Below are 23,115 nucleotides of genomic sequence, written 5' to 3' on the forward strand. Positions count from 1 at the left end.
CATCTAACTATCTAGATTTGTAGCTCGGTCCGGTGGGGCGGTGCAGCCGTGCCCGCGCCCGGCCGACGGCGGAAGGCAGTCATGGGAAAGACCGGTCCTGTTGTCCTGACCCTCTCCCTGGGGGTGTTCGGCATCATCACCACGGAGATGGGCGTCGTCGGCGTCCTGCCCCGGATCTCCGAGCAACTCGGCGTGCCGACGGCGACAGCCGGGTGGCTGGTGGGGGTGTTCGCGCTCGTGGTCGCCGCGGCCGGCCCGTTCGCGACACTGCTGGCCTCCGGGGTTCGGCGCAAGGCCGTCCTGGCGGCGGCGCTCGCGGTGTTCGCGGCCTCCAACGCCGTCTACGCGCTCACCGACAGTTTCCCGGTGATGCTCGTCTTCCGGATCGTGCCGGCGCTCTTCCATCCGGTGTTCTTCGCGGTGGCGCTGACCGCCGCCACCCGGCTCGTGCCGCCGGAGAAGGCCACCAGGGCCGCCACCACCGTCTTCGCCGGGGTGACGCTGGGCTTCGCGTTCGGTGTGCCGGCCACCTCCTACCTCGCCGAACACTTCTCCCTCGCGGCCGCGTTCTGGTTCGGCGCCTGCGCCAACCTGCTCGCCCTGGTCGGGATCCTGGCCCTCTTCCCCTCCATGCCCGCCGGCCAACGTCTCTCCTACGGGGACCAGTTGGGCATTCTGAACCGCCCCCGGCTGTGGCTGTCCCTGTCGGCCGTGGTGTTCGTCTTCGCGGCGATGTTCTCGGTCTACGGCTACTTCGCCGAGTACCTGGAACGCGTCACGCACCTCGGCGGATCGACGATCGGCGCGCTGCTGATGGCCTTCGGGGTCGTGATGGTCCTCGGCAACCTCCTCTTCGGCCGGCTGCTGGAACGCGACCCGGTCCGGACGGTGACCGCCTTCCCCGTCCTCTACGCGCTGCTCTACGTCCTCCTTCGCACCGTCGCCCCGTGGGCCGTCCCCACCGTCCTCGCCGTGCTCCTGTGGGGCGCGGTCCACTCGGGCGGACTCGTCGTCAGCCAGACCTGGCTGGCCCGGGACGCCCAGGACGCTCCGGAGTTCGGCAACAGCCTCTTCATCTCCTTCTCCAACCTCGGCATCACGATCGGCAGCGCCGCCGGCGGCCTGGCGGTCGCAACCGTCGGAGCGCGCCAACTCCCCTGGGTGGGAGCGGGGTTCGCGCTGGCGGCACTGGCCGCGGTGCTGCTGCGCCGCCGGCTGGGGCCCGAAGCTCCGGGAGAGGGAACGGGCGAGACGGCGGACCGGGCAGACAGGCGCACCCGCGTGCGGTCCTGACACCCGGCCTGCGCCCCGTGCGGGGTCCGGCTCTCTCCCTCTTCGACCGTCGAGAGCCTTGCTACGGTTTGTGGACGATCACTGACGGGGAGGACGCGCCGCCACGGGCGACGTACCGCGGCGCCGGCGGTGTCCCGCAGGCGGGACCGGTGGGACTCACCCGGACGTTCGATCAGCGGCAGTCCGACGCAGCGGGCCTCTCCCCGCACCGGGTGGTCGGGAGAGGCCTCCGACTGCCGGGACCGGGACCGGGGGCGCGGTGGCAGCGTCAGGGGCGGCGCGCGACGCCGGTAGCCGCCCGTCCCCGGGGCGGGCCCGGTTCCGGTGTGCGCACGGCCGGTCCCGGCGTCCCGGCCTCGGGTCAGAGCAGGAGGAAGCCCGTGACGGCCGCTGCCGCGACGAGGACCAGGCACACCACGTTGATCGCGGTGTCGGAGCGTAGGGAACGTTGTCGGGCGGTGTGGTCGAGGACGAATCCGGCGGGGTCGTCGGCGGGGTAGTGGACCGTCAGGTGCCGCCCGTACGAGCCGGCCGGGTCCGGTACACCTGTGTCGCAGTGTGCGGTGACGGCCGTGCCCTCGCGGGTGGTGAACGCCACCACCGGTGTGAGCGTGGTGGAGGTGCTGCCCTCGGCGTCGGTGGTCACGTCCCGCAGTACCGCGACGATCCGGCCTTCGGCGGCGGTCATCGAGGCCAGCCGCTCACGGCGGTGCCTGGTGTCGCGCACGTTGCCCGGCAGGTAGCAGGCGCCTATGAGGGCCCACGGCCCGCAGACGCCGATCAGCGCCCACGGCCAGCCGTGGCCGACCGCGGCGGCGACCACCAGGCCGGCGTAGAGCAGGAACAACGCCGTGTTCGGCCAGCCCAGCCCGCGACCGCCCGCCTGCGGGTCCGCGGTGAACCGGTAGTTGTGCGGCCTGCCGCGCGGGTAGCGGACCCCGATCTCCCGGCCCGTCCACGCGGCGGTGATCGTCTCACCTTTCTCGCCGTGCTCTCCGTCGTTCGTCACCACGACCCGCGCGCCGCTGGACGGCTCGCGGTAGGACACCACCACCGCGATTCCCCCGCGCCGTGAGCCGCCGTGCCGGGGCACCCGCACCTGCTCGATCCGTCCCGGGACCCGCACCGCCCGCTGCTCGCGCGTCATCCCGGCCAGCGACCTGCCGTACCCCACCAGCGCCACCGCGCCCAGCACCCCGCACCACACCGCCAGGTACCCGTGCCACCCCATCGCCCGTCCCTCCTGCCGTTCCGACCCCGTCGATCCACCGGTCCGCACCACCACGACCCACCGCTGCCGCGCGCCCTCAACGGGCCGGGCTGCGCCGCACCACCGCGCCCTGCCCGTCCGCCTCCAACGAGGCCGAGCCGCCGGCCCCGGTCACGCCGATCCTGATCGTGAGTGCACCGGCCAGGCGTTCCGCGGACAGTTGCCAGGTGCGGGGCTCGTCGACGCCGAGGGCGGTCCTGGCCTCCTGGACCAGCGCGGGCAGCCGGTCGAAGGGCAGCGACCGCGGGTCGAACGCGGGGACGTTCACCCCGTCGGGGGCGAACACCACCGTCAGCAGCTGCTCCCGCACCACGACGGTCATCGCCTGCCTGCCGTCCCCGCCCCCGGCGAGCGACTCGACGGCCTCCCGCAGCACGCCCCGGTCCAGCACCGACCGGCCGGGGCCGAAGGCCACCGTGCCGGTGGTCGAGGAGGTGACCGTGGCCGTCACCGAGAACGTGCTCGTGCTCGTGCTCGTGCTGGACGAGGTGACGGGCCGGGCAGTGGGCGCCTCGGTGTCCTTCCCGAACAGCTCGGTCCGCATGAGCAGGACCACGGCGGCCGCGCCGAGCAGCACCCCGAGCAGGGTGGTCAGGCTCCAGGCGCAGCCGTCCTGGCTATCCGCCACCACGACCGGCCCGGATGCCGGCTCCAGGACGGCGCCGGCCGCCCGGTCCTCCCACTCCGGGGTCGGCCGCCTCACGATCCGCAGCAGCCACGGCCGGTCCGGGGGGTAGCGGACCACCAGGACCGTGCCCGGCCGGTGGTCGGTGAGTTCGGAGACGTGCACGTTCTGGGTGATCCGGATGCGGAAGGCGGGCGCCAGGTCCGGGGCGACGGTCAGGTCGAAGCGCACCGGGACGTCCGTCTCCTCGACCGTGGGCATCTCCCGTCCGTCGATCACCGCCAGTGCCGTGAGGGGAGCCAGGGCACCTTCCCGGGCCCGGCGCGGCGCGCCGGCGAGGCGGAACAGCAGCGCGTAGGCCGCGAGCAGGGCCGGTCCGGCGACGATCAGCGCGACCCTGCCGAGAGTGCAGCCGACGACGAAGGCGGCCAGCGACGCCCCGATCACGCCGCCGGTCAGGAATCCCCTGGCGAGGTCGAGGGGAGCGGCACCGGTGGGCGGTGCGACCGTGGCGGTTGTCATACGGGTGATTCTGTCCGTCCGGCGCGGCTGCCGACAGGGGTCGGTGCGCGTTCGATCGATCGTTCTCCCCGGTCGACCGTCATGACGGTCCATTGGCCGGTGGCGACGGCGGCCGACGGCGACGGCCCCGCGACGACACGACCGACCGCGGACCCAGGGGCAGTGAGCCCGGCGGCGCGGGTCGTTGGCCCGGTCCGCCGCCACCCGCACGACCGGGCGCCTGCCTTCCGCCACCCGTGTATCGGAGCCGGACGTGCCCGGCACCCCTGCCCTCACTGGAAGGTGGTGCGGTGCGCCACCTCCCCGTGGGACACCCGACGCTGCGCAAGGGCGGGAGAGGCCCGACCTCGTCTCTCCCGCCCGTTGGCATGGACAGCGGGTCGACCGGCGGCCGTGGGTGGCCCAGTTGCTCGGCATCGTGCGCACCTCCCCGGGCCTCGGCGGTGGCACGGGGGATCGCCTGCGGTCAGCCGCGCTTCAAGGTGCTCGGCCTGGTACGAGGGTCGTCTCCCGGGATCGGGGGAGTCGTCCCGAACCGGAGCCAGGGCCGATCCGCATCGGCCCGGTCACGGGGATGCGTCAGGACGACGTGGATTCGATCGGGTCGGGGAGCGGAATCCGGTCGCGCGCTCGCTGTGCGGCCCGGGGGTGGGGCGGCCCGGCGTGATGGGGCGTCGCCTATGCTGAACCGATGTCGGACGACGGCGGAGTTCTGGGTATCGCGGGCGCTGATGTGGACCTGCCTGCCACGCTGCGTATCGCCGGGCTCGTGTTGGAACGGACGCAGAGCCCTGCGTCCTTGGCCTGCTGGACCGGTTCCTTCCCGGAGTCGGCAGGCGGCGAAGCGGCGGTTGTCAGTCTGGTGATCGAGCCGGCCGCGCCGCCCGAGGAGGCCGTCCTGCGACTCGCTCTCGACGTGGTGAGCAATTTCGACGTCCTCGTCGACCGGGCCGTGCGGTACTGCCGGACCCGGCTCGGGGAGCGGCACTTCGAGCTCGCGCCGGAGGAGCTGAGCTGGCTGGATCTTCCGGAGTTGCCGTTGGCAGGTCCCGAGGTGGTGGTGTGGGCCGACCGGACCTGGGCGATCCGGTTCACGGAGAGCAGGTTCCGGCTGGCGGACCCCTTCGGGATCCTGGTGACCTTCGACGGCACGCGGCCTGTCGACGTTCAGGGCCCCGAGGACGAGCAATGAGCCGTTTGTCGTGGCATCGCGGTCCCGGGGACCGTCGGACCGTCAGCAGGCCGGGCCGGTCGGCGGACGGACGGCACGGGGGCCGGGTCGCCGCACGGTGACCGCGGCCGCGCGGCGCAGGGCCGGCGCCACCGGGTGCGGTGGGGGAGGGACTCGCCGGGTCAGAAGCGCCGTCGGCGGGCGGAAACGAACGAGAAGACGCCGAACAGCAGCAGTCCGACTGCCACGACGGCGAGCAGCCACGGGCCGGCCGGGGTGTCCGCGAAGGATCGAAGGGTGTCGTCGATGCCTCTCGCCCGCCCGGGGTCGAAGCGGACCGCCGCCGTCATGACGAAGAGCCCCACGCCCGCGAACACCGCGCCGCGCGCCGTGTTGCCGGCGACCCCGATCCCGGTGACCGCGATGCGGGTGCGCCGGCCCATCGAGGCGGTGTCCAGTCGGCGCAGGAAGGTCCGCAGGGCGGCGCGCACGGCGATGCCCGCACCCACGCCGACCAGTGCCAGGCCGGCCGCGCCCACCAGCAGGCGGCCGCCCGGCAGGGCGAGCGCGTCGGCCGTCCGGTCCTTGGAGGCGCGGTCGCTGTTCGACCCGCCTGCGGTACCGGAGGCGAAGGCGGCGGTACCCCAGCAGACCGACGCGTAGAACACCGCCCGCCCGGCATCCAGCAACCGCTTGCCCGGCTTGCGCCGACCGCCGCCGTGCCCGCCGTGCCCGCCTTGCCCGCCGTGCGAGATTGCGGCGGCGGCGCGCCAGAGCGTCATGCACGCGAAGCCGAGGACGAGCAGCCACAGGAGGAGCGTGCCGCCGGGCCGGGCCGCGATCTGGCGCAGTGCCCCTTCCCGGTCGGCCTCGTCCGGGCCCCGGCCGTCCGTCGCGATCCGCAGGGCGAGGTAGCCGATCACGACGTAGACGACTCCGCGGGCCGTGAAACCGGCCCGCCCGGCGGCGCGCAGGAACGGACCGGCCGACACCGCCCCACTGGACCGGGACTCCCGTGCGGTGGCCACCATGACGCCTCCTCCGTCCTGAGCGCGCGGCGCGCCCGGGAGCCGTGTGCCCCCTTTCCGGGCTGCCACGCACCACACCCCCGGCACCCGATTCCACCGTCTCGCCGCGCTCCGGCCGGGCCGTTCCTGCGGAGCCGTCACCGGCGCCGACGCGGCGGCCGCCGCGAGCCGGAACACCGTTCCTGCACGTCCTGCTGTTCCGCGGGGCGTACGCGGACGGCGGAGTTTCCCGACGTGTTCGACCCGGGCGTGGGTACGGGGCACATGGTCCGTCCTCGAAGTGCTGCTGATGGAACCGCAGGTACCTTTCTCGAACAGTGGGCCCATCACACCAGGGCCGGCCGGCGTCGGGTCCCGCTCGCCCGCTCGCCCGCTCGCCCGCTCGACGGCGGCCGGGCCGCGACCGCCTCCGGTGAGTCGTGGGCGGGTGCTGGTCGCGCCCCTGGCATGCTGCTGAGCGCGGCTGCGTTCGGCGCCGCCCGGGCGGGCCGGCCGACGGGCAGTGGCAGCGGGTTCCGGGAGTCCGGGACCCCCCGAGGCCCCCGGGGCCCCGGAACGGACGAGCGGGAACGGAAGGGGTGCGTACATGGACCCGGTGACGAAGGCACTCGACGAACTGCACCGGCGGATCAGCGGGCTGAAGGGCGGCGAGGTCGCCTCCTACATCCCGAAGCTCGCCCAGGCCGACCCCGAGGACTTCGGCATCGCGATCACCAGCATGGGCGGCCGTCGCTACCAGGCGGGCAAGGCCGACACCGAGTTCACCGTCCAGTCGGTCTCCAAGCCCTTCGTCTACGCCCTGGCCCTCACCGACCTCGGACCCGACGAGATGCTCCGACGGGTCGGCGCCGAGCCCAGCGGCGAGGCCTTCAACGCCATCAGTCTGGAACCGGGCACCGGTCGGCCGGCCAACCCGATGGTCAACGCCGGCGCGATCGCCACCACCGCCCTGGTCTCGGCGGCCGACCCCGAGGCGCGGTCCGCCCGGATCCTGGACTGCCTGTCCGCGTTCGCGGGCCGTCGGCTGGGCTACGACGAGGAGGTCTACGCCTCCGAGGTCGCCACCGGCGACCGCAACCGTGCGCTGGCCTACCTGATGCGCTCGGCCGGCTCGTTGAGCGACGACCCGTACGCCGTGACGGCCACCTACTTCCGCCAGTGCTCGGTCCTGGTCACCGCGGCCGACCTGGCGGTGATGGCTGCGACCCTGGCGAACGGCGGCCGCAACCCGGTCACCGGCGAGCGGGTCGTAGAGCGGAGCGTGGCGGTGCGGACGTTGGCGGTGATGGCCACCTGTGGGATGTACGACGGCGCCGGGGAGTGGTTGTTGAGTGTTGGTTTGCCGGCGAAGAGTGGGGTGTCGGGTGGGTTGATCGCGGTGGGTCCGGGTCGGTTCGGTGTCGCGGTCTACAGTCCGCCGTTGGATGCGGCGGGGAACTCGGTGCGGGGTGTGGCTGCGCTGACTGCGATGTCGGAACGGCTTGCTCTTCACCTGATGCACGCACCGGTGCACCTGACGGCGACTGTCACGGACGCCGGGCACGGTGCCCGGTCCTCGCGTGCCCGCAGTCCGGAGGAGAGCGCGCTGCTCAACGCGAGCAGTCGGCGTATTGTCGTTGTCGGTGCCCAGGGCGAGCTGGAGTTCACCGAGACGGAGCAGTTGTTGGGGGCTGTCGAGGGGGCCGTTCCCGAGCCGCCGGGCTGGCTGGTGCTGGACCTGATGGCTGTCACCGGGATCCGGCCGGGTTCGGCGGCGATGCTCGCCGCGGGTCTGGCGGACGTCGCCCGGCGTGGTCACCGGATCGTCGTCGCTGCCCAGGAGCCGTTCCTGGCCGGCGTCGGCGGGTACTCCGGCTGGCGGGCTTTCGCCGGCCGGGACGACGCGGTGGCCTGGTGCGAGGATCAGCTCCTGGCCGGCGAGCTGCCCGTCGGCCCGCCCGTTGCGGAGGGCGGGAGCGGGCCGTCTGCCGGGGCCGGTTGCGGGCCGTGACGTGCGGCGGCGGGGTCCGGTCGATGCCGGGCGGCGGCGGGGTTCCGTGACCTGCGGGACGACGGGCTCCCGGTCGGGTCTCCTCGACGGTCACGGTCCTGGCCGTGCTGTCGTCGAGGGGGGTGTCCGGCGGCTCACCCGGGATCCGTGCGCCGCCGTGCGCCGCCGTGCGGCGCCGTGCGGCGTGGCCGCAGGGAGGGCGAGGGCGGGGGAGGGCGGGCGGCGCCGCGTCGTCCGTCTCCGTCTCCGTCTCCGCCTCGGCCTCCGCCTCGGCCTCCGCCTCCGCCTCCGCGTCCGTTTCGGAGTTCTGGGACGGTTCGTTGAGTCAGCGGGGCCGGTCCGTGGCTGTGACGAACGCCGGCTGCGACGGGGCTCTGGCCCCGGGCGTCGGCACGGCGGCCCGCGACGACGGTCCCGGGCTCACCGTCCGCGGTGCCGTTCCCTATCCCCCTGCCCGCGTTCGCCTGCACTGTCCTCCGACGGGTAGGCAATCAGGGGGCTCGTGGCGCGGGTCCGCGCCGTGCCCGGTCGGGCTGTCGGTGCTGCGGGTCGCGGCCCTGCGGGGCGGCGGCCTGTGGCGCGCAGGTGGGTCACGGTCGCTGGCGGGTCACGGTCGCTGGCGGTGCGGCCGGGTTCGGCGTGCGGGGGCGTTCTCGTACTCGGACCGGTGCGCGCTGTCCCGGGGCCCGGCCGCCCGCGGTGGCCGGGCTCCGCAGCCGTGGCATCGCGGTGAGTTGCCACGATCGGCATCCAGCCGGCATCGTTGAGGACGTCCGTGCTGGTGGAGCCCGGCGGGTGCTCCAGCAGCAGGGCCTTGACCGGGGAGAACGCCCGCTCGGCGGTGGACCTGTCGCTCGCCCGCAGAGCGCGGGCGGCAGGATGTTGCGGCCCAGGGCCTGCTGGGCGTCGACCGGACGGTGGTCCTCGTGCGGACGGGCTCCCACGACCGCGCGGGTCCTGACGGCCTCTGCCGTCCGACTGCGGCGGACGGGTCGTACGTCCGAACCGTGGGAACCGGCGCGCCCCGCCTCGGCCTTCTCTGCACTACGGCTCGCCCCGGTGGTTGTGGCGGCCGTGAGCGTGACGGGCGGTCAGTGCCGGAAGGGATCCGTCTCTCCGTTGATCCGGATCAGAAGGTCTGTGATCGGGTCCCGGCCTCCGCTGGGGACGAGGATGAGTCCTGCGGCATGGATCGCCTCACCGGCCTCCCCGGACGCGGTCCGGGTTGTCGGTGTGCGGCTGTGACCGGACGTCGCCTCCAGTCGCCCGGCCTGCTCGCCCGGCCCGCCCGCCTGCTCGCCGTTCGCCCGGCCCCGCTGGCCCGCTCGTCCGCCCGGCCGCCTGGCAGGTCGCCTGGCAGGTCGCTCGCCCGGCTCGCTCGCCCGGCTCGTCGGTCCGCTCGTCGGCCCGGCTGGCCGGGTCGGCGCGGTGACGGCCGCGGTCGGGGTGTTTGGCGTGTTGTGGTGGCGCGGGGGTGGGGTGTCGGTGTTGCGGGTGCCCCTATGTGTGTGGTCAAGGTCCGAGGCCAGTAGGTTCGTGCGGGCAGGGGCGGGCCGAGTCGTAGGGGTGTGCATGAGTGATAGCCAGGTCATGATCCAGCTCACGAGTGACGAGGCACTGGTGCTGTCGTACTGGCTGGAGAAGCTCCAGATGACGGACCTCAGCCGCGTTGTCGACGATCCGGCGGTCTGGGCTCCGATCCATCGGATCGCTGGAACACTCGACAAGTCGCTTCCTGAGCTGTTCGCGCCTGACTATGACCAGCGGCTTGAGGCCGCTCGTCAGCGGCTTCGGCCGGAGGATTGATCGAGCACTCTGGACTCCTCGCCTGGCCGCAGCGGGTTCGGGCTTGTAGAAGGTCCTGTCGCGGAGCATCGCGAACGGGACGTCGGCCCGGTGTCTGGCGAGGCGGGGGTCTGGTGCGGCCGGTGCGGTCCCTGTGTCCGGGGAGCGGGAGATCTTGCGGTCGGCGGGGCGGGAAGCGGCTTGCCCGGCCCGGGGCGTGCCGAAGATCTTCCTGTGCGGGGTAGAAGCGGTCCAACGGGTGGGAAGGTGGGGAGGTCTGACGGGCCGGGGGTTCGGTGGTGCGGGGGGTGGGGCCCGTGGGCCTTTGCCCGGAACGGGGTCCGGTTGTTCCGGTGTCACCGGTGTCCGCCCCCCGTACGGGGTCCGGTTGTTCCGGTGTCACCGGTGTGCGCCCCCCGTACGGGGTCCGGTTGTTCCGGTGTCACGGGTGTCGATCACGCTGATCCTTTACGAGGTCGTGCTGTCCCGGCCTCGTTGGCGTGGCACCGGTCGCCGGCATCCACGTGACGAAGAGCCTCCCAACGAGCTGGTGGTCCTGCCCCTATCAGCGGTCCACCGGTGCCTCCGGCCCGGTGGCACCACCCCCCGGGTCATGCGAACTGCAGGGGGGAACAGTCCTGCCGAGCCGGAGGCCGGGAGCCCCGTTGCGGGGCCACGAAAAAGGTAGCGGGGGGCAGGGGGTCCGTCCGTTCTCCGTCGGTTCTCGGGTTGTGCCGGCTGCGTGTCGGGGTCTGTCCCGTGTGGGTCGCGTTCCTGGCCGCACGGTGGTGCCGTCGGGCGTGACCGGGCGTGACCGGGGGGTGTGGGGCGGGTGGGTTCAGTGCAGTACCTCCAGTTCCGGCCAGTGGTCGCCGGGCCGGTCGAGGAAACCGGTGGGCCGCCCCATCAGGTATTGGGCGAAGAAGGCGGCGACGGCGGTGCGTTGGGCGGCCAGGGAGCGGTGGGGGTCGAGGGTGCCGATGAGTGCGGCCGTGTCGGGGACCGGGAGGCGGTGGACGAGCTGGGGCAGGAGGACCTGGAGGTCGGTGTACGAGCCGTGGGCGGCGTTCCGCAGCCGCAGGGCGTGCCGGGGGCCGGTGGACGCCGCCCAGCAGGAGGCCCAGTCCGGTTCGGTGGTCAGGGTCTTCGTTCCGGAGGCCATCAGGAGGAAGGGCTTGGCGAGGCCGCTGTCGGCGACGGGTCCCAGGAGGGCGCCGTCGAGGTCGGCCGCCGCGCGGACGCGGGGCTCGTCGTGGGCGAGCTGGGCGGCGACGGAGCCGCCGAGGGACTGCCCGAGCACGCCGGTCCTGGCCGGGTCGGCGGCTTGGGCCAGCCCGTCCGGGAGCGGGTCGGTGCCGGTGTCGGGGCGGTGGCCGCGGGCGAGCCGGTCGAGTGCGCCGAGGACGAAGCGGGCGTCGGCGAGGCGGGCCCGGGAGTGTCCGGCGAGGAGGGCGGCGATGACCTGCGGGGTGAGGTCGTCGGGGAGCGGGAGGGCGCGTTCGACCCGGCCGCCGGGGAACTCGACCTGTTCGGCCTCGTAGGTGGAGTCGAGGGCGACGACGAGGTGGCCGTGGCTGGCCAGTTCCTCGACCAGGGTGGTGCCGAGGGCGCGCGAGCCGCCGTCGCCGGAGGAGAACAGCACCACGGGCAGCCGGCCGGCACGGCGGGCGACGGGCGCGCCGGTGCGGGCGTGGGTCCTGATGCCCCGCCAGTCGGCGGCGCCGGTGGGGACACCGAGGGCCGGTGCGGAGTGCGTGTCCCAGTCGGCCGCCGCGGCCGGGGGCAGCCAGGGGGCCCTCGGGTGGCCGGCGCCGGGTTCCGCCGGGTACCAGAGGCCGGCCATGAGCTCCCGGTAGGGCTGGGCGGGCAGGAGGGGGTCGGGGCGGCTGTCGTCGACCAGGTGCAGCGCGACGGTGCCGACGGGCCAGGGGCCGGTGGGCGCGGGCAGCCGCAGCGGGACGGGGGTGCCGGGGGTGTGCGCGGGGGCCGGCCCCCGCGGCCGGGGCGGCGGGGCGGCTTCCCGGGGCGGGGGCGGGGGCGGGGGCGGCGGCGGTGGCGAGCACGGCGGCGCCGAGCGTGCCGAGCGTGCGGAGCAGGGCGCGGCGGGTCTGGGGCATGGGCGGGCTCCTCGGGCGGGTGCGGCTGCGGGGTCGTCACCAGGGTTTCGCCGCCGGGGGTGCGGGGCGCCCTGCGGGGGGACGGTCCCGCGGGTGGTCGCGGGTCGCCCCGGGGGCGCGTGCGCTCCTGCGCGCGGAGGAGGCCCCGGTGTCCCGGGGTCTCCCCGGTCTCCGCCGGTGGGCGGACGCGTTCGCGGGCGCGGGGGTCCTAGCGTGGGGATCCGGCGAGGACGCCGCGGGAACGCGGAGGCGAGGACGGACACGATGACCGGGACCGGTGCGGTACGGACGGGGCGGCCGGGTGCCCTCGCGCGGCTGCCGGGGCGGGTGCCGCCCCTGGTGGCGGACGCCGCGCTCGCGGCGGCCCTGTTCCTGCTGACGCTCGGGCCGGGGCGGGTGGCGGACGGTAGGGGTTTCGCGCTGCAGAGCGCTCTGGTGCTCCCGTTGGTGTGGCGGCGGCGGGCGCCCCGGTCCGTGTTCGGCGTGATCGCGGCCGCGGCGCTCGTGCAGTGGCTGCTGGGTGTTCAGCTGCCGGCCGACGCGGCGTTGCTGGTCGCCCTCGGGACGGTGACCGCGCGGGCGCCGTACCGGTCGGCGTGGGCGGCGGGTCTGGTGGCGGCGGCGGGTGCGGTGCTCGCGGCGGCGCGCTGGGCGCCCGAGGGACGCTTCCTCGCCTCCGGCGCCGCGATGGCGGCGGCGGTCGCCGCGAGCGCGCTGCTCGGGGCGAACACCCGCGTCCGGCGGGCCGCGCGGGCGCAGCGGCTGGCGCGCCTGGAACGGGACCGCGACGAGCGGGAGCGCCGGGCGGTGGAGGAGGAACGCGCCCGGATCGCGAGGGAGTTGCACGACAGCGTGACGCACGGCCTGTCGGTGGTGGTGGCGCTGGCGGACGCGCTCGGGCACGCGCGGCCGGCCGACGCCTGCGCCGTGACGGCCCGGATCGCGGAGACCGGTCGGCAGGCGCTGGGCGACATGCGGCGGGCGCTGGGCCTGCTCCAGGACGCCGGACCCGACACCGGGTCCGGTACCGACGCCGGGTCCGGTGCCGGGTCCGGTGGCGAGCGCCGGTCGCCGCCGGGGATCGGCCAGCTGGGGGCGCTGTGCGCGCGGATGGAGGCGGCGGGCCTGGTGACCCGGCTGCGGGTGGACGGCGAGGCCGCCGGGGTGCCGGCGGCGGCGCAGCTGACAGTGCACCGGCTCGTCCAGGAATCGCTGACCAACGTCCTGCGCCACGCGCCGCAGGGGACGCGCGCCGAGGTGCGGGTGTCCTGCGCGCCGGGGGCGGTCACCGTCGAGGTGACCGACGACGGGCGGGCCGCGGGGACCGGGCGTCCCGGATCCGCGGGGGCCGGACTGGGTCTCACGGGGATGCGGGAACGCGCCGCGGCCTTCGGCGGGGTGCTGGAGGCGGGCCCGCGGCCGGGCGACGGCTGGCGGGTCTTCGTACGGCTGGATCCGGGGGCGCGTCGTGAGCGTCCGGGTGCTGCTGGTGGACGACGAGGAGCTGCTGCGGCTGGCGTTCGCCATGATCCTGCGCGCCGAGCCGGACATGGAGCCGGTCGGGGAGGCGGCCGACGGGGCGGCGGCGGTGGAGCTGGCACGGCGGCTGCGGCCGGACGTGGTGCTGATGGACGTGCGGATGCCGGGCACCGACGGCATCGAGGCGACCCGGCTGCTGCGGCGCGAGGTGCCCGGGACGCGGGTGCTGGTGCTCACGACCTTCGACCTGGACGCCTACGCCTTCGAGGCGCTGCGGGCCGGGGCCTCGGGCTTCCTGCTGAAGAACAGCGGCCGCAGGAACTGCTGGGGGCGATCCGCGACGTGGCCCGGGGGGACGCGGTGCTCTCCCCCCGGGTGACCCGGCGGCTGCTGGACCGCTTCGCGCACCGCCTCCCCGCCGCCGGGCACGACGGGGGCGGGGGCGACGCGCAGCGGCTGGGCGTGCTGACCGCGCGCGAGCGGGAGGTCCTGCTGGGGGCCGCCCGCGGCCTGACCAACACGGAACTCGCCGCCGCCCTCGGTCTCGCGGAGCCCACGGTGAAGAAGCATCTCGGCCGGGTCATGTCCAAGCTGGGTCTGCGGGACCGGGTGCAGGCGGTGATCCTCGCGTACGAGTGCGGGCTGGTCGGGCCGGGGTAGCCACGGGCGGCCGTCGGGCGGTGTCCGACGGCCGGCCCGCCCGGACACCCGGCCCGCCCGGACACCCGGCCCGGCCGGACACCCGGACACCCGGGCAGTCCGGACACCCGGCCCGGCCCGGCCCGGCCGCTGCCCGGACCGCCCGGCCGCTGCCCGGACCGCCCGGGAGTACCGGCCGGACGCAGGCCTGCGGGCGGCGACGGGAACAGGGGCGCGCCCCGGACCCCGGGCCGTCCGCCGCCGACACCGCGGACGCGGTCGACCCGAACCGGCAGGAGCCCGGTCCGGTGCGGGCGCCGGACCTCCTCCCGGGCGGCAACCGGCCGAGGCAGGCGTTCGACGCGGCCACCGCCCGCCCGCGGACCGGACTGCGCCGCGCCGCCGCCGGCCGCGAAAACCCCTACGGCGGCACCGGCGAGGCCGCCCGCCTCGAACTGCTCCACGACGGTTCGCTCGCCGGCGCGACGGAACCGGCCATGCTACCACTGCGGCCCCGCCTTTCTCCCGGTCGAGCGGCAGGTACCGCGGCAACGGCCGGAGAAGGGGCGTCCGGGACCCGGTGACGGTCGCGGCCCTGCACGCGTCCCGCCGCGCGGCGCACGGCACGTCCCGGGGCCGGGTCGGGACCGTCCCCACCGCCCCGATCCACAAGGCCGATCCGGTACGCCCCGTCCGCGGGCACCGGACAACGGGGCACCCGGAGCCCGTGCCGAACGGCATCACGCTGCGCCGCATCGTGCCCGCGAACGCCGAGGCGCCGTAGGCCGACGTCGTGTCCCCGGCGGGCAAGCGGGAGCGGTTCGTTCGGCAGCTCGCTGCGGACCTCGTGCAGCGGTTCGCCGTACCGGCTCTCCGGTCGCTGCGACGGTCGTCCCCGACGGCAGGGGCCGGGTCCGCGGGGGCCCGCCCCTTCGCCGCGTCCGCCCGCCTGCGGCTCCGTCCGTCCGCGGGCCCGCCCGCGGCTGCTGGGCGGGCCCGCGGACGGGTGCGGACGGTCCGTGCCGGACGAGGTCCTCGATCCGGGTGGCGCAGGCCGGGACGGTGGCGAGCGGTTCGGCGGCGGCCGGGTTCTCCCCGGCGGCCGGGCGCGGGCCCGCCACCGTGCGGCGGACCCCGGCGGCCGCCGCGGCGACCGGGACCACCGGCAGCCGCGGGAGAAGTGATCGACAGACCGACGTGCCGGGGGAGAGGGCGGCCTGCGAGCACGCGTGCACGTGCGGGTGCTCGGGTGTCCGCGGTGGCTCCGCGCGGGGGCGGCGGAACACGGCGACCTGCCTCCTCGCGGTGAACTCCGCCGACCCGCAGGTGACATGAGCGTCCATCGGGGTGCCAGGGCGGGTTCCCCGGACCCGGTAGCCGACGCTTCCGGGGCCGGCTGTTTGAAATCGTCTGAGCGGGAACCCGAAGGACGGGACCGACCAGCCACTCCGGGCCGCGGTCGAACCCGAGGAGGAGCGGTATGAGCATCTGGATCGTTCTGGCAGTGGCCGTGCTGGCAGCCGCGGCGGCCCTCGCCGTGCTGCTGCCGCAGTGGAACACCCCATGCGGCTGCAACAGCGTTTCGGTCCGGAGTACGACCGGACGGTGCGGGCGCACGGCGGCCGCACCGGGGAGGCCGAGCACGAGCTGGCCGGCCGGCTGCGGCAGGCCGGGCGGCTGGCGCTCACCCGGCTGCCGCAGCGCCGCGCCGAGGAGGTCGCCGACCGGCTCGCCGCCCTCCAGGAACTGTTCGTCGACGACCCCGCCCGCTCGCTGGACGAGGCCGTGACCCTGCTCGACGGCACGCTCGACGAGATCGGCTTCCCTGCCGGGGACCGGCTTGCCGTGCTCTCGGTCGATCACGCCGCCCTCGTGCCCGGCTACCGGAGCGCCCGGCAGGTGCTGGAGCGCAGCCGGTCGGAGCGGGTGGGCACCGAGGAACTGCGCACCGCGCTGCTGGCCGTGCGTGACCTGTGCCTCGAGGTGGCCCGCCCCGGCGACGAGGAGGGCAGGACGGCCCGTGCCGGCAACTCCACCGGTGCCGTCCACCGCTCCGGCCCGCGCCACGCCACCCGATGACGCCGGCGACCCCACGAAGGAGAGGACGACCATGTCCCAGCACGGTTCTGCAGCCCGCAACGACCCCGGCGACGACGCGCCGGCCCCGGACCCCGCGGCGGTCCGGCGGACCCGGCCAAGGCGGACACCCTCCGCCCGCACGGCGCCCCCCGGACGCCGCCCGCGCGCTTAAGCACGCCCCGCCCGGACCCGCCCCGCCCGGACCCGCCCCGCCCGGACCCGGCCCGCCCGGAGGCCGGCCGCCCGCCGGCTTCCCCCGAACGAGGCGCCGCCGCAGGACGCTTCACCGTCGTACCGGGAGGCGACCGGGCCGCGGACCGGCCGTCCGAGCCCGCCCGCCCCCTGCCGGGACCCCGGACCGGCGACCCGCAACCGGCGTCGGCGGCACCCGCGCAGAGCGGACCGGGCGGTTGGCTCGGCGTCGAGCGCACGCGGCGACTGCGGGCCGAATGGCACTCCGTCCAGGCGGGATTCGTCGACGATCCCCGCCGGTCCGTGCAGCAGGCCGACGCCCTGATCGAGAAGTCGGTCGCCCTGCTGGCCGAGGCCGTCACCGAGCGGCGCCACCGGCTGCGCGGCGCAGAAGCGGCACCGGACGGCACACCGGCCGCCAGCACCGAGGACCTGCGCCTCGCCCTGCGCGAGTACCGGTCACTGCTGGACCGCCTCCTCGGCACCTGAACCACCGGCACGTCCCGGGGCGGAGCGGGGCGCCCGGGCGCCCCGCTCCGCCCCGGCACCCGGGGTGCGCCTCGCCGTCCTGGCGGTGCGGCCTGTGGCGGCTGCTCCCGGTGTCCCGGCCCTGACGTGACGCGGGGTGCGACACGTCAGGGCCGTGCTGCGCCCCCGGCCCGGCGCCGACCGGTGCCGCCGGGCCCGGCGGGCCGAGGGCCGCCCCCTGGCCCCGGCCCGGGCGCCCGGTCACCGCGAGGACGTCCCGGGGTGCAGCGTGACGCTGACCGTCGCGTTCCCGGACGGCGCCGGCCGGACCCACCACGGCGACCCCGCGCCGCGGCGGCCCGGCTCACCCCCCGCGCGTGAGCCGTCGGACTCCCGGCCGGTCTTCGACGAGGCCCGCGCCGCCGGCAGGTACCCGAAGTTCCCGACCGCGCCGCACCGGCGCATCACCGCGGCCGAGGCCGGAGCGGCCTGACCGGCTGCGCGTCCCGCCCCGTCCCGTCCCGGCCCGCGTGCTGTGTCCGGTCTGCTGGGACGCTCCCGGGGCACGGCGCCCCCGTCTGCCCGGGTGGCGGCGGTCTGCGGCCGGACCCGGGCGGGTGGCCGACGGGTGCGGCCGGGGCCGACCTGCGGTAGTGGAGGCCCGTGTACCGGTGTGGACGGGCGGGAAGTACTACCGGTCGGGGAATCGTCTGCACGGGGGAGTGCGATGGATGCGGCGGCGTTGGCGGCGTGGGTGGCCTCGGTGATCGGCGGGATCGCCACCGGCGCGGGAACCGGTTTGGGGACGGCCACCGCCGAGCGGATCGGCCGCGCCGCCCGTGAGCGGCTCGCCGCGGACGAGGAGAGCCGGCGCGTGCTGGAGCGCTTCGACGGGGACCCGGCGGCGCCAGGAGCCCGGGACGACCTGCAGGCCCGCCTGCTGGCCGTGATCGAGCAGGACGCCGAGTTCGCATCCCGCCTGCGCGCGGCCGCGGGCGTGCCGCCCGGGCCGCCCGGCTCCGTCAGCCAGCACGTCCATGTCGGCCGCGACGTGAAGAACGGCGTGATCGCGATCGGCCCGGTGAGCATCCGCAGGAAACCCGGCACGATCGCCGTGCTGATCACCGTCGTGGTGATCGTGCTGGCCCTGGCCGTCAAAGGCGTTGCCGATCTCGGTGACAGCGACAACAGCCCTGCCGGCAGCACACCGACGGGCGCGGTACCCGCTCCCGCTTCCGGTGCCGGCGGGCGCGGAGCGGACCCGACGGCGGGCGGCGACCGCGACAAGGCCGCCGTCGTGCGGGACGACGCCCTGGTGCAGGCCATCGCCCCCGACCTGCGGTCGATGCCCGGCGGCTGGGTCACGAAAGCGGGGCCCGATCTCGTCCCGTGCCCCTCCGACTGCAACGGCAGGCTGCAGATCGGCATGGTCACGTTCGAAGGCCTCGCCGCAAGCGACTCGAGCAACGACCGGGTCACCTTCGCCTACGGCTGCTACGACAGCGTCGAGAACGCCGCGGCCGCCTACCAGCACAACACCGCCAGAAGCCCGGCAACCGCCGACAACCCCTCGCACGAGATCTCCGTGCCGAAGGTCGGCGACAGCAGCAAAGCCGAGTCCTTCCACGACTCCACAGGCATCAACCCCGGTTACGACGGCCTCGTCAACTTCCGCGTCGGCACCATCACCGCCACCGTCCAGTACGCCTCCCTCAACCAGATCAACACGCGCCAGCTCACCCTCCTCGCCCGCCTGCTCGCCGACCGCGCGCAACAGGCACAGAACGGTCGGACACCCTCGGCCCAGGCCGCCGCGTGACCAGCAGGTCCGAGCAGCCGATCCACCGACCGGGTCGGACGGTCCAGCGGTGGTCCTGGCGGGGGTGCTTCTTGCGGATCGTCGGGCCGACCCAGGGGCGCGGCCGTAGCCGGACCGGTCGGCCTCGGCGGCGTCCGTCGTCGTGACCAGGGCGGGCAGCTCGCGGCCGAGGTCGCCCAGCACCGTGCGGGGCGTCGCCGCGGCGAGTGCGCAGAGGGCGACCAGGGCGACCTTCTCACCCGGCGCCAGCTGCGGTGTCCCGTCGGCGAGCATGCTGCCGGTGACGACGGCGCCGAGGTCGTGCGCCAGCTCCTCGTCCAACTGCCCGTCGCCGCCCGGGGAGACCTCCCGCCCCGCAGCCTGCTCGAGCGCGTCGGCCGAATCTCGTGATCGTCGACACCTGTCCGCAGCGCCGTGCCCGCTGAGCGCCGTACACGGCCGGCGGGCCGTCCGGGAGCCGCCACGGCGCTGACGCTGCGACGCGGTTCAGGCTATGAGCAGGCGCAGGCCGAGATCTGCCGTGTCGTGGTCGGCGAGGTGGCTGTTGCGCTCGGCCCACCGGCCGGAGTCGAGGTCGTCGGCGAGGCTTCGTACCGCCCGCTGCTCGGCCTGCGGCCCGACCCTCGTCCACACCGACATCGCACGGCGCACGTGGTCCTCCGGATACGCCCCCGGTCGGCGCCAGTACGCCTCGAACAGGCCGTCGGCGCAGTCCCACGGGACGGGCACCGGCTCGGTGCGGGCGCCGACCGCGTCGGCCATCCGGGCGAGCGAGGGGAACTCCGCGAGGACGGCGGCGAACTCGGGCAGGTAGTCGCGGGTGAGCCAGAACCGGTCCTGCCATCCCGGCTCGTCGGTGTCGAACGTGAGCACCACCACGCGGCGGGCCACGCGCCGCATCTCGCGCAGCCCCGCCATCGGGTCCCCCCAGTGGTGAACGGTGGAGACGGCCATCGCGGCGTCGAAGGAGCGGTCCCCGAACGGCAGGTTCTCCGCGGCGGCGGCCACGCAGGCGCCGAGCCGGCAGGCCGCTGCCCCCGCATGACCGCCGACGGCTCCACCGCGGTCACGTCGCGACCGGTCGGCTCGTAGGAGCCGGTGCCGGCTCCGACGTTCAGGACTGTCTGCGCCTCGCCGAGCGCGTCCCGGATCTGCGCGGCGATCCGCGGATCGGTACGCCGTGTCGCGGTGTAGGCGCCGCCGATCGCGTCGTACAGTCGTGCACCGAGCATCTCGAACTGTTCCTCCGGTGTCACCGTCAGTCCCTTCGCCCGTGCCTCGAGTTCCCTGTCGACGGCCGCCGCCATGGCGTCGGCGCGATCACGCCGTTCCAGCAGCAGGCCGCGCAGCCGGCGCAGGTGCGCGACCGCGTCGGTGGACGGGTCGCCGACCAGTTCCGCGACCTCCCGCAGCCCGAAGCCCAACCGCCGGTAGGCAAGTACCTCGCGCAGCCGCTCCACGTCGCCCGCCGAGTAGGCCCGGTACCCGGCCGCGGTCCGCGCCGACGGCCGAACGAGCCCGATCCCGTCATAGTGGTGCAGCGTGCGGACGCTCACGCACGTACGGCTCGGCCACGCGTCCCACGGTCCAGTGGTCTTCCACGGCACCGACTGTGCGGCCTGACGCCACGTGAGGGTCAAGAACCCCGCTCACGGCGGCAGGAGCCGAACGCCAAGCAGCGGCCGACCGCCACCACGACCGAACCCGAGCCACGATCGAACCAGGGCCGCAGAGGGGCTGCCTCCCCCAAGGAGGACGCCCGTGGAGCGCACATAACCGGCGCCGTCGGGCACAAACCAACGGCACGGCCTCGCGGGGCTCGGGACCGGGTCCATTTCGGGGCCGGTGGTTCACGCGGTGCCGAACCGCGCGGCCAGCTCGTCACGTTGCTTGCGTACGAACCCCGTGTCCACCACGGCCCCGTGCCCGGGTACGTAGAGCGCGTCCTGCCCGCCGAGTGCCAGCAACCGGTCGAGTGCCGCCGGCCAGGCATGCGGCTCTGCGTCGGAGCCCGCCTTGGGCGCGCCCGACTCCTCGACCAGGTCGCCGCAGAAGACGACGTCCGGGGCCCCGTCCCGGCCGACCGCCAGGACCGCCAGGTCGTGGGCGGTGTGCCCGGGGCCGACGTTCGCCAGCAGCACCCGCTGCCCGTCCTCGTCCAGGTCGATCACGAACTCCCCGGAGACCAGGTGCTGCGGAACGACGAGCGCGGCCGCCGCCTCGGCCGCCTCCACGGGGTCCACCCCGAGCCGCACCGCGGTGCTCCGTATCTCTTCCCGCTCGCTCGCCATCAGCCGCTCGACGCCCGCGGCCCCGTACACCTGCGCGTGCGAGAACGCCGCTGTGCCGAGCACGTGATCGAAATGCGGGTGTGTGAGCGCGACGTGCGTCACGGGCAGGCCGAAGAGTTGCGTCACCTCGTGCCGGATCTCCGCCCCCGCGCGCAGCGTGGCCCCGGTGTCGACGACCAGCACACCCGTACGGCCCGCGATCGCTCCGACGCTCTCGTCCCATCCCGGCATCCTGCGCCGGGCGACGCCGGGCGCGAGCCGTTCCCAGCGCGCCTCGACGCCGCCCGTTTCCCCTTGTGTTCCCATGCCGCGACGGTAGCCCGGACGCGGTACCGTCGCCCAGCAGGACCACCGGGCCGGGGTGTTGGGACAGGTCGGCGTTTCTTCGTCCCGCGCTATGGAGTTCTCCCCGCCCCGACTGCCCTGGCGCCCGGGGTCCTTCCCCGGGCCGACCGACCCGTGCCGGCCCCGCCGTCCACGGACGCCGGCCCCTCGCCCCGGCCGGCCGACGGGGGAGCAGCCGGGACGTCACCCGCCCCCGTCATCGGCGCGGCCTGCCGGCGGCCCGGTGGGCATCCTCGGCGCGCCGAGGCGGTCTGCCGGCGGGGGCGTACCGGTCTCCGGGCCGGCGAGACCACCTGGTGCCCGTCCCGGCCCGGCTCCCGTAGGACCGGTACCCGTCGGAGCTGAGTTCGAGTCGACTGTCACCGACCTCCCGGAGCCGCCGGCGAGCATCGAGGCTCGCCGGCGGGTCGCGCACGAGTACCGTCAGAGCGGTGGTGCGGCGGAGACCCAGTCGCCGCAGCGGCTCGTCATCCTCCAGGGACTGTCGACCGGGTCCTTCGGCGGCCGCCGGAGAGCCGCTGTCGCGTCCTTGATGCGCCCGGCGTCGATGAGGTGCTCGGCGAGGCGGACAGGGCTGGAGGCGAGGTGCGGTTCGAGGACCGCGCGGGCTTCCTCGGGGCGGCCGGCCGCGGTGAGCATGCGGGCGATCTCGTCGGCCGCGTACCAGGTGTCGCCCTCGGGGAGCGCAAGTGCCAGCTCGATCGCCCTGTCGGGCAGGCCGCAGGCGGCGGTGATGAGCGGTAGGCGCATCCGGCTGGAACATCCACACGTTGAGCCAGGGCCGGGACTGGCTCAGGGGTGTCGCGAGTGGTGTGTCAAGGCAGGGGACCGTGGACGGCGCAGAACTCGCAATCGCACCTGGTCATGGAGTTGGCCGGACAGTGGGCGGTGGGCCAGTACGGCGATGCGCATGGGCCGGGATCGACCGGCGTGTCGCCGGCCGTGATGCGCTGGCGCCAGCCGCAGCGGACTACGGCTGGTACGCCGGCCCGACGCAGACCCTGCCCCGTGCGAGCGGCGACGTCGAACGGGATGTCCGACCGGACCACGGCAGGCGCGCCCGCCCTCCCCGGCAAGCAGCACCTCCGCGCCCGCGAGTACGACCCCTCCCTCGGCCGCTTCACCGCCCAGGACCCCCTCACCACCCCCGCTGGCGCACCGTCCGTCTCCTCCTACACCTACGCCGCCGGCGCACCGACCGTCTTTACCGACCCCAGCGGCATGTCCCCGGAGGACAGCGACGACGAGATCACTCCCGGCAACATCGCCAAGTGGCTCGGTCAGGGCGCCAAGGCGCCGTTCGAAGTAGTAGGTGACATATTCAACGCCGCCACCGGCCGCAACGGTGGCGTCGGCGCCTTCATCGACAAGTACTTCCCCGTCCGCCCCGCCTACGCGATGTACGTCGCCGCAGCCAAACTTCGTGAGTTCGGTTGCAACAAGGTCGCGGACGAGGTCGAGAAAGACGCCGATAGTCTTGCTGCCCAGGTCGCCATCGGAGCCTTGGATGTCTGGGCGCGGCGAACCCTCGCCAAGAAGAACGGCCCTGACGTCCAAAATCTCGGCAAGGTCACCGAGATTGTCGAGCACAACCTGTGGAAGCTTTCCTCGCGAGACAAGGGACTCGCCTTCGAAGACAAGATGGGATTTGACAACCTCCGGGCGGGATCGCTGACCTGGGATCACTTCGAGCCCGACAGCGGCATTGCCATCAGTCTCAAGTCGATGGACACCAGCCTCAAGACCATCAACAATCCAGGTGCGTTCTTGACCCGCCTGAAGAGTGTTGTCGACGACGCCGCAGGGTACAACGGCGATCAACGGCCCGCCTACAATGGGGGCGTCGACCCGAGCCACATCAAGCATCGCGTCGTCTACGTAATCACCAATGCGAACGTTCCGCTGACCGAAATTCAAATCGAGCAGATGACCCGAGCGGTCGAATATGCCCAAACCAAGGGCGTGGTTCTGGTATTCGGCGCATCCAGGGGATAGAAGAAGG

16 protein-coding genes and 3 pseudogenes are annotated in these 23,115 nt (G+C 74.9%); 12 read left to right on the plus strand and 7 right to left on the minus strand.

From position 1 onward, the window contains the following. Window positions 1–81 precede the first annotated feature (81 nt). Window positions 82–1,293, plus strand: a complete 1,212-nt coding sequence (locus ACW14Y_RS40540) for an MFS transporter (protein WP_380300148.1) — start codon at window positions 82–84, stop codon at window positions 1,291–1,293. A gap of 361 nt (window positions 1,294–1,654) precedes the next feature. On the opposite strand, the gene ACW14Y_RS40545 is transcribed toward ACW14Y_RS40540, so the two are convergent. Together ACW14Y_RS40545 and ACW14Y_RS40550 are read right to left on the minus strand one after the other, a co-directional pair. Beyond that, entirely contained in the window at window positions 1,655–2,524 is an 870-nt protein-coding gene (locus ACW14Y_RS40545; RefSeq protein WP_456985366.1) for a DUF3592 domain-containing protein, read from the minus strand. 76 nt (window positions 2,525–2,600) lie between these two features. Then, window positions 2,601–3,710 (minus strand): hypothetical protein, encoded by a 1,110-nt coding sequence (locus ACW14Y_RS40550; RefSeq protein WP_456985367.1) that lies wholly within the window; start codon window positions 3,708–3,710, stop codon window positions 2,601–2,603. Window positions 3,711–4,401: 691 nt separating this feature from the next. Between ACW14Y_RS40550 and ACW14Y_RS40555 the strand changes: the two genes are divergently transcribed. Beyond that, window positions 4,402–4,902, plus strand: coding sequence for a hypothetical protein (locus ACW14Y_RS40555; protein ID WP_380438966.1), 501 nt, complete (start codon window positions 4,402–4,404; stop codon window positions 4,900–4,902). 161 nt (window positions 4,903–5,063) lie between these two features. On the opposite strand, the gene ACW14Y_RS40560 is transcribed toward ACW14Y_RS40555, so the two are convergent. Next, window positions 5,064–5,912 carry a DUF1206 domain-containing protein gene (locus ACW14Y_RS40560; protein ID WP_456985368.1) on the minus strand — a complete coding sequence of 283 codons (849 nt, stop codon included), beginning with the start codon at window positions 5,910–5,912 and terminating at the stop codon, window positions 5,064–5,066. Between the two features lie 583 nt (window positions 5,913–6,495). Between ACW14Y_RS40560 and glsA the strand changes: the two genes are divergently transcribed. Both glsA and ACW14Y_RS40570 read left to right on the plus strand, forming a co-directional pair. Next, window positions 6,496–7,899, plus strand: a complete 1,404-nt coding sequence (gene glsA, locus ACW14Y_RS40565) for a glutaminase A (RefSeq protein WP_456985369.1) — start codon at window positions 6,496–6,498, stop codon at window positions 7,897–7,899. 1,572 nt (window positions 7,900–9,471) lie between these two features. Further along, on the plus strand, window positions 9,472–9,705 hold the full coding sequence (locus ACW14Y_RS40570; RefSeq protein ID WP_380443024.1) for a hypothetical protein: 234 nt from the start codon (window positions 9,472–9,474) through the stop codon (window positions 9,703–9,705). An 817-nt stretch (window positions 9,706–10,522) separates the two neighbouring features. On the opposite strand, the gene ACW14Y_RS40575 is transcribed toward ACW14Y_RS40570, so the two are convergent. Beyond that, complete coding sequence (locus ACW14Y_RS40575; RefSeq protein ID WP_456985370.1) at window positions 10,523–12,064, minus strand: alpha/beta hydrolase family protein; 1,542 nt, start codon at window positions 12,062–12,064, stop codon at window positions 10,523–10,525. Window position 12,065: 1 nt separating this feature from the next. On the opposite strand from ACW14Y_RS40575, the pseudogene ACW14Y_RS40580 reads away from it, so the two are divergent. The 7 genes and pseudogenes from ACW14Y_RS40580 to ACW14Y_RS40610 form a co-directional block, all read left to right on the plus strand. Beyond that, window positions 12,066–13,244, plus strand: a pseudogene (locus ACW14Y_RS40580) (sensor histidine kinase); the annotation flags it as partial. A gap of 25 nt (window positions 13,245–13,269) precedes the next feature. Further along, window positions 13,270–13,940 (plus strand): annotated as a pseudogene (locus ACW14Y_RS40585) (response regulator transcription factor). 559 nt (window positions 13,941–14,499) lie between these two features. Continuing rightward, entirely contained in the window at window positions 14,500–14,703 is a 204-nt protein-coding gene (locus ACW14Y_RS40590; protein ID WP_456985371.1) for a hypothetical protein, read from the plus strand. 779 nt (window positions 14,704–15,482) lie between these two features. Then, window positions 15,483–15,998 carry a hypothetical protein gene (locus ACW14Y_RS40595; protein WP_456985372.1) on the plus strand — a complete coding sequence of 172 codons (516 nt, stop codon included), beginning with the start codon at window positions 15,483–15,485 and terminating at the stop codon, window positions 15,996–15,998. A 495-nt stretch (window positions 15,999–16,493) separates the two neighbouring features. Further along, the gene (locus ACW14Y_RS40600; protein ID WP_456985373.1) at window positions 16,494–16,679 is read left to right on the plus strand and encodes a hypothetical protein; all 186 of its coding nucleotides are present in this window, start codon (window positions 16,494–16,496) and stop codon (window positions 16,677–16,679) included. Between the two features lie 136 nt (window positions 16,680–16,815). Then, window positions 16,816–17,151, plus strand: a complete 336-nt coding sequence (locus tag ACW14Y_RS40605) for a hypothetical protein (RefSeq protein WP_456985374.1) — start codon at window positions 16,816–16,818, stop codon at window positions 17,149–17,151. Window positions 17,152–17,331: 180 nt separating this feature from the next. Then, on the plus strand, window positions 17,332–18,477 hold the full coding sequence (locus ACW14Y_RS40610; protein ID WP_456985375.1) for a hypothetical protein: 1,146 nt from the start codon (window positions 17,332–17,334) through the stop codon (window positions 18,475–18,477). A gap of 486 nt (window positions 18,478–18,963) precedes the next feature. On the opposite strand, the pseudogene ACW14Y_RS40615 reads toward ACW14Y_RS40610, so the two are convergent. The 3 genes and pseudogenes from ACW14Y_RS40615 to ACW14Y_RS40625 form a co-directional block, all read right to left on the minus strand. Further along, window positions 18,964–20,061, minus strand: a pseudogene (locus ACW14Y_RS40615) (MerR family transcriptional regulator). Between the two features lie 266 nt (window positions 20,062–20,327). Next, the gene (locus tag ACW14Y_RS40620; protein ID WP_456985376.1) at window positions 20,328–21,074 is read right to left on the minus strand and encodes an MBL fold metallo-hydrolase; all 747 of its coding nucleotides are present in this window, start codon (window positions 21,072–21,074) and stop codon (window positions 20,328–20,330) included. A gap of 462 nt (window positions 21,075–21,536) precedes the next feature. Next, complete coding sequence (locus ACW14Y_RS40625) at window positions 21,537–21,863, minus strand: hypothetical protein (protein ID WP_380300160.1); 327 nt, start codon at window positions 21,861–21,863, stop codon at window positions 21,537–21,539. Window positions 21,864–22,145: 282 nt separating this feature from the next. Here ACW14Y_RS40625 and ACW14Y_RS40630 point away from each other — a divergent pair, with 282 nt between their 5' ends. After that, a complete protein-coding gene (locus ACW14Y_RS40630; protein ID WP_456985377.1) occupies window positions 22,146–23,108 on the plus strand; it encodes an endonuclease toxin domain-containing protein in 963 nt (320 codons plus the stop codon). Window positions 23,109–23,115: the final 7 nt, after the last annotated feature.

The sequence above is a fragment of the Kitasatospora sp. cg17-2 genome (assembly GCF_054031055.1).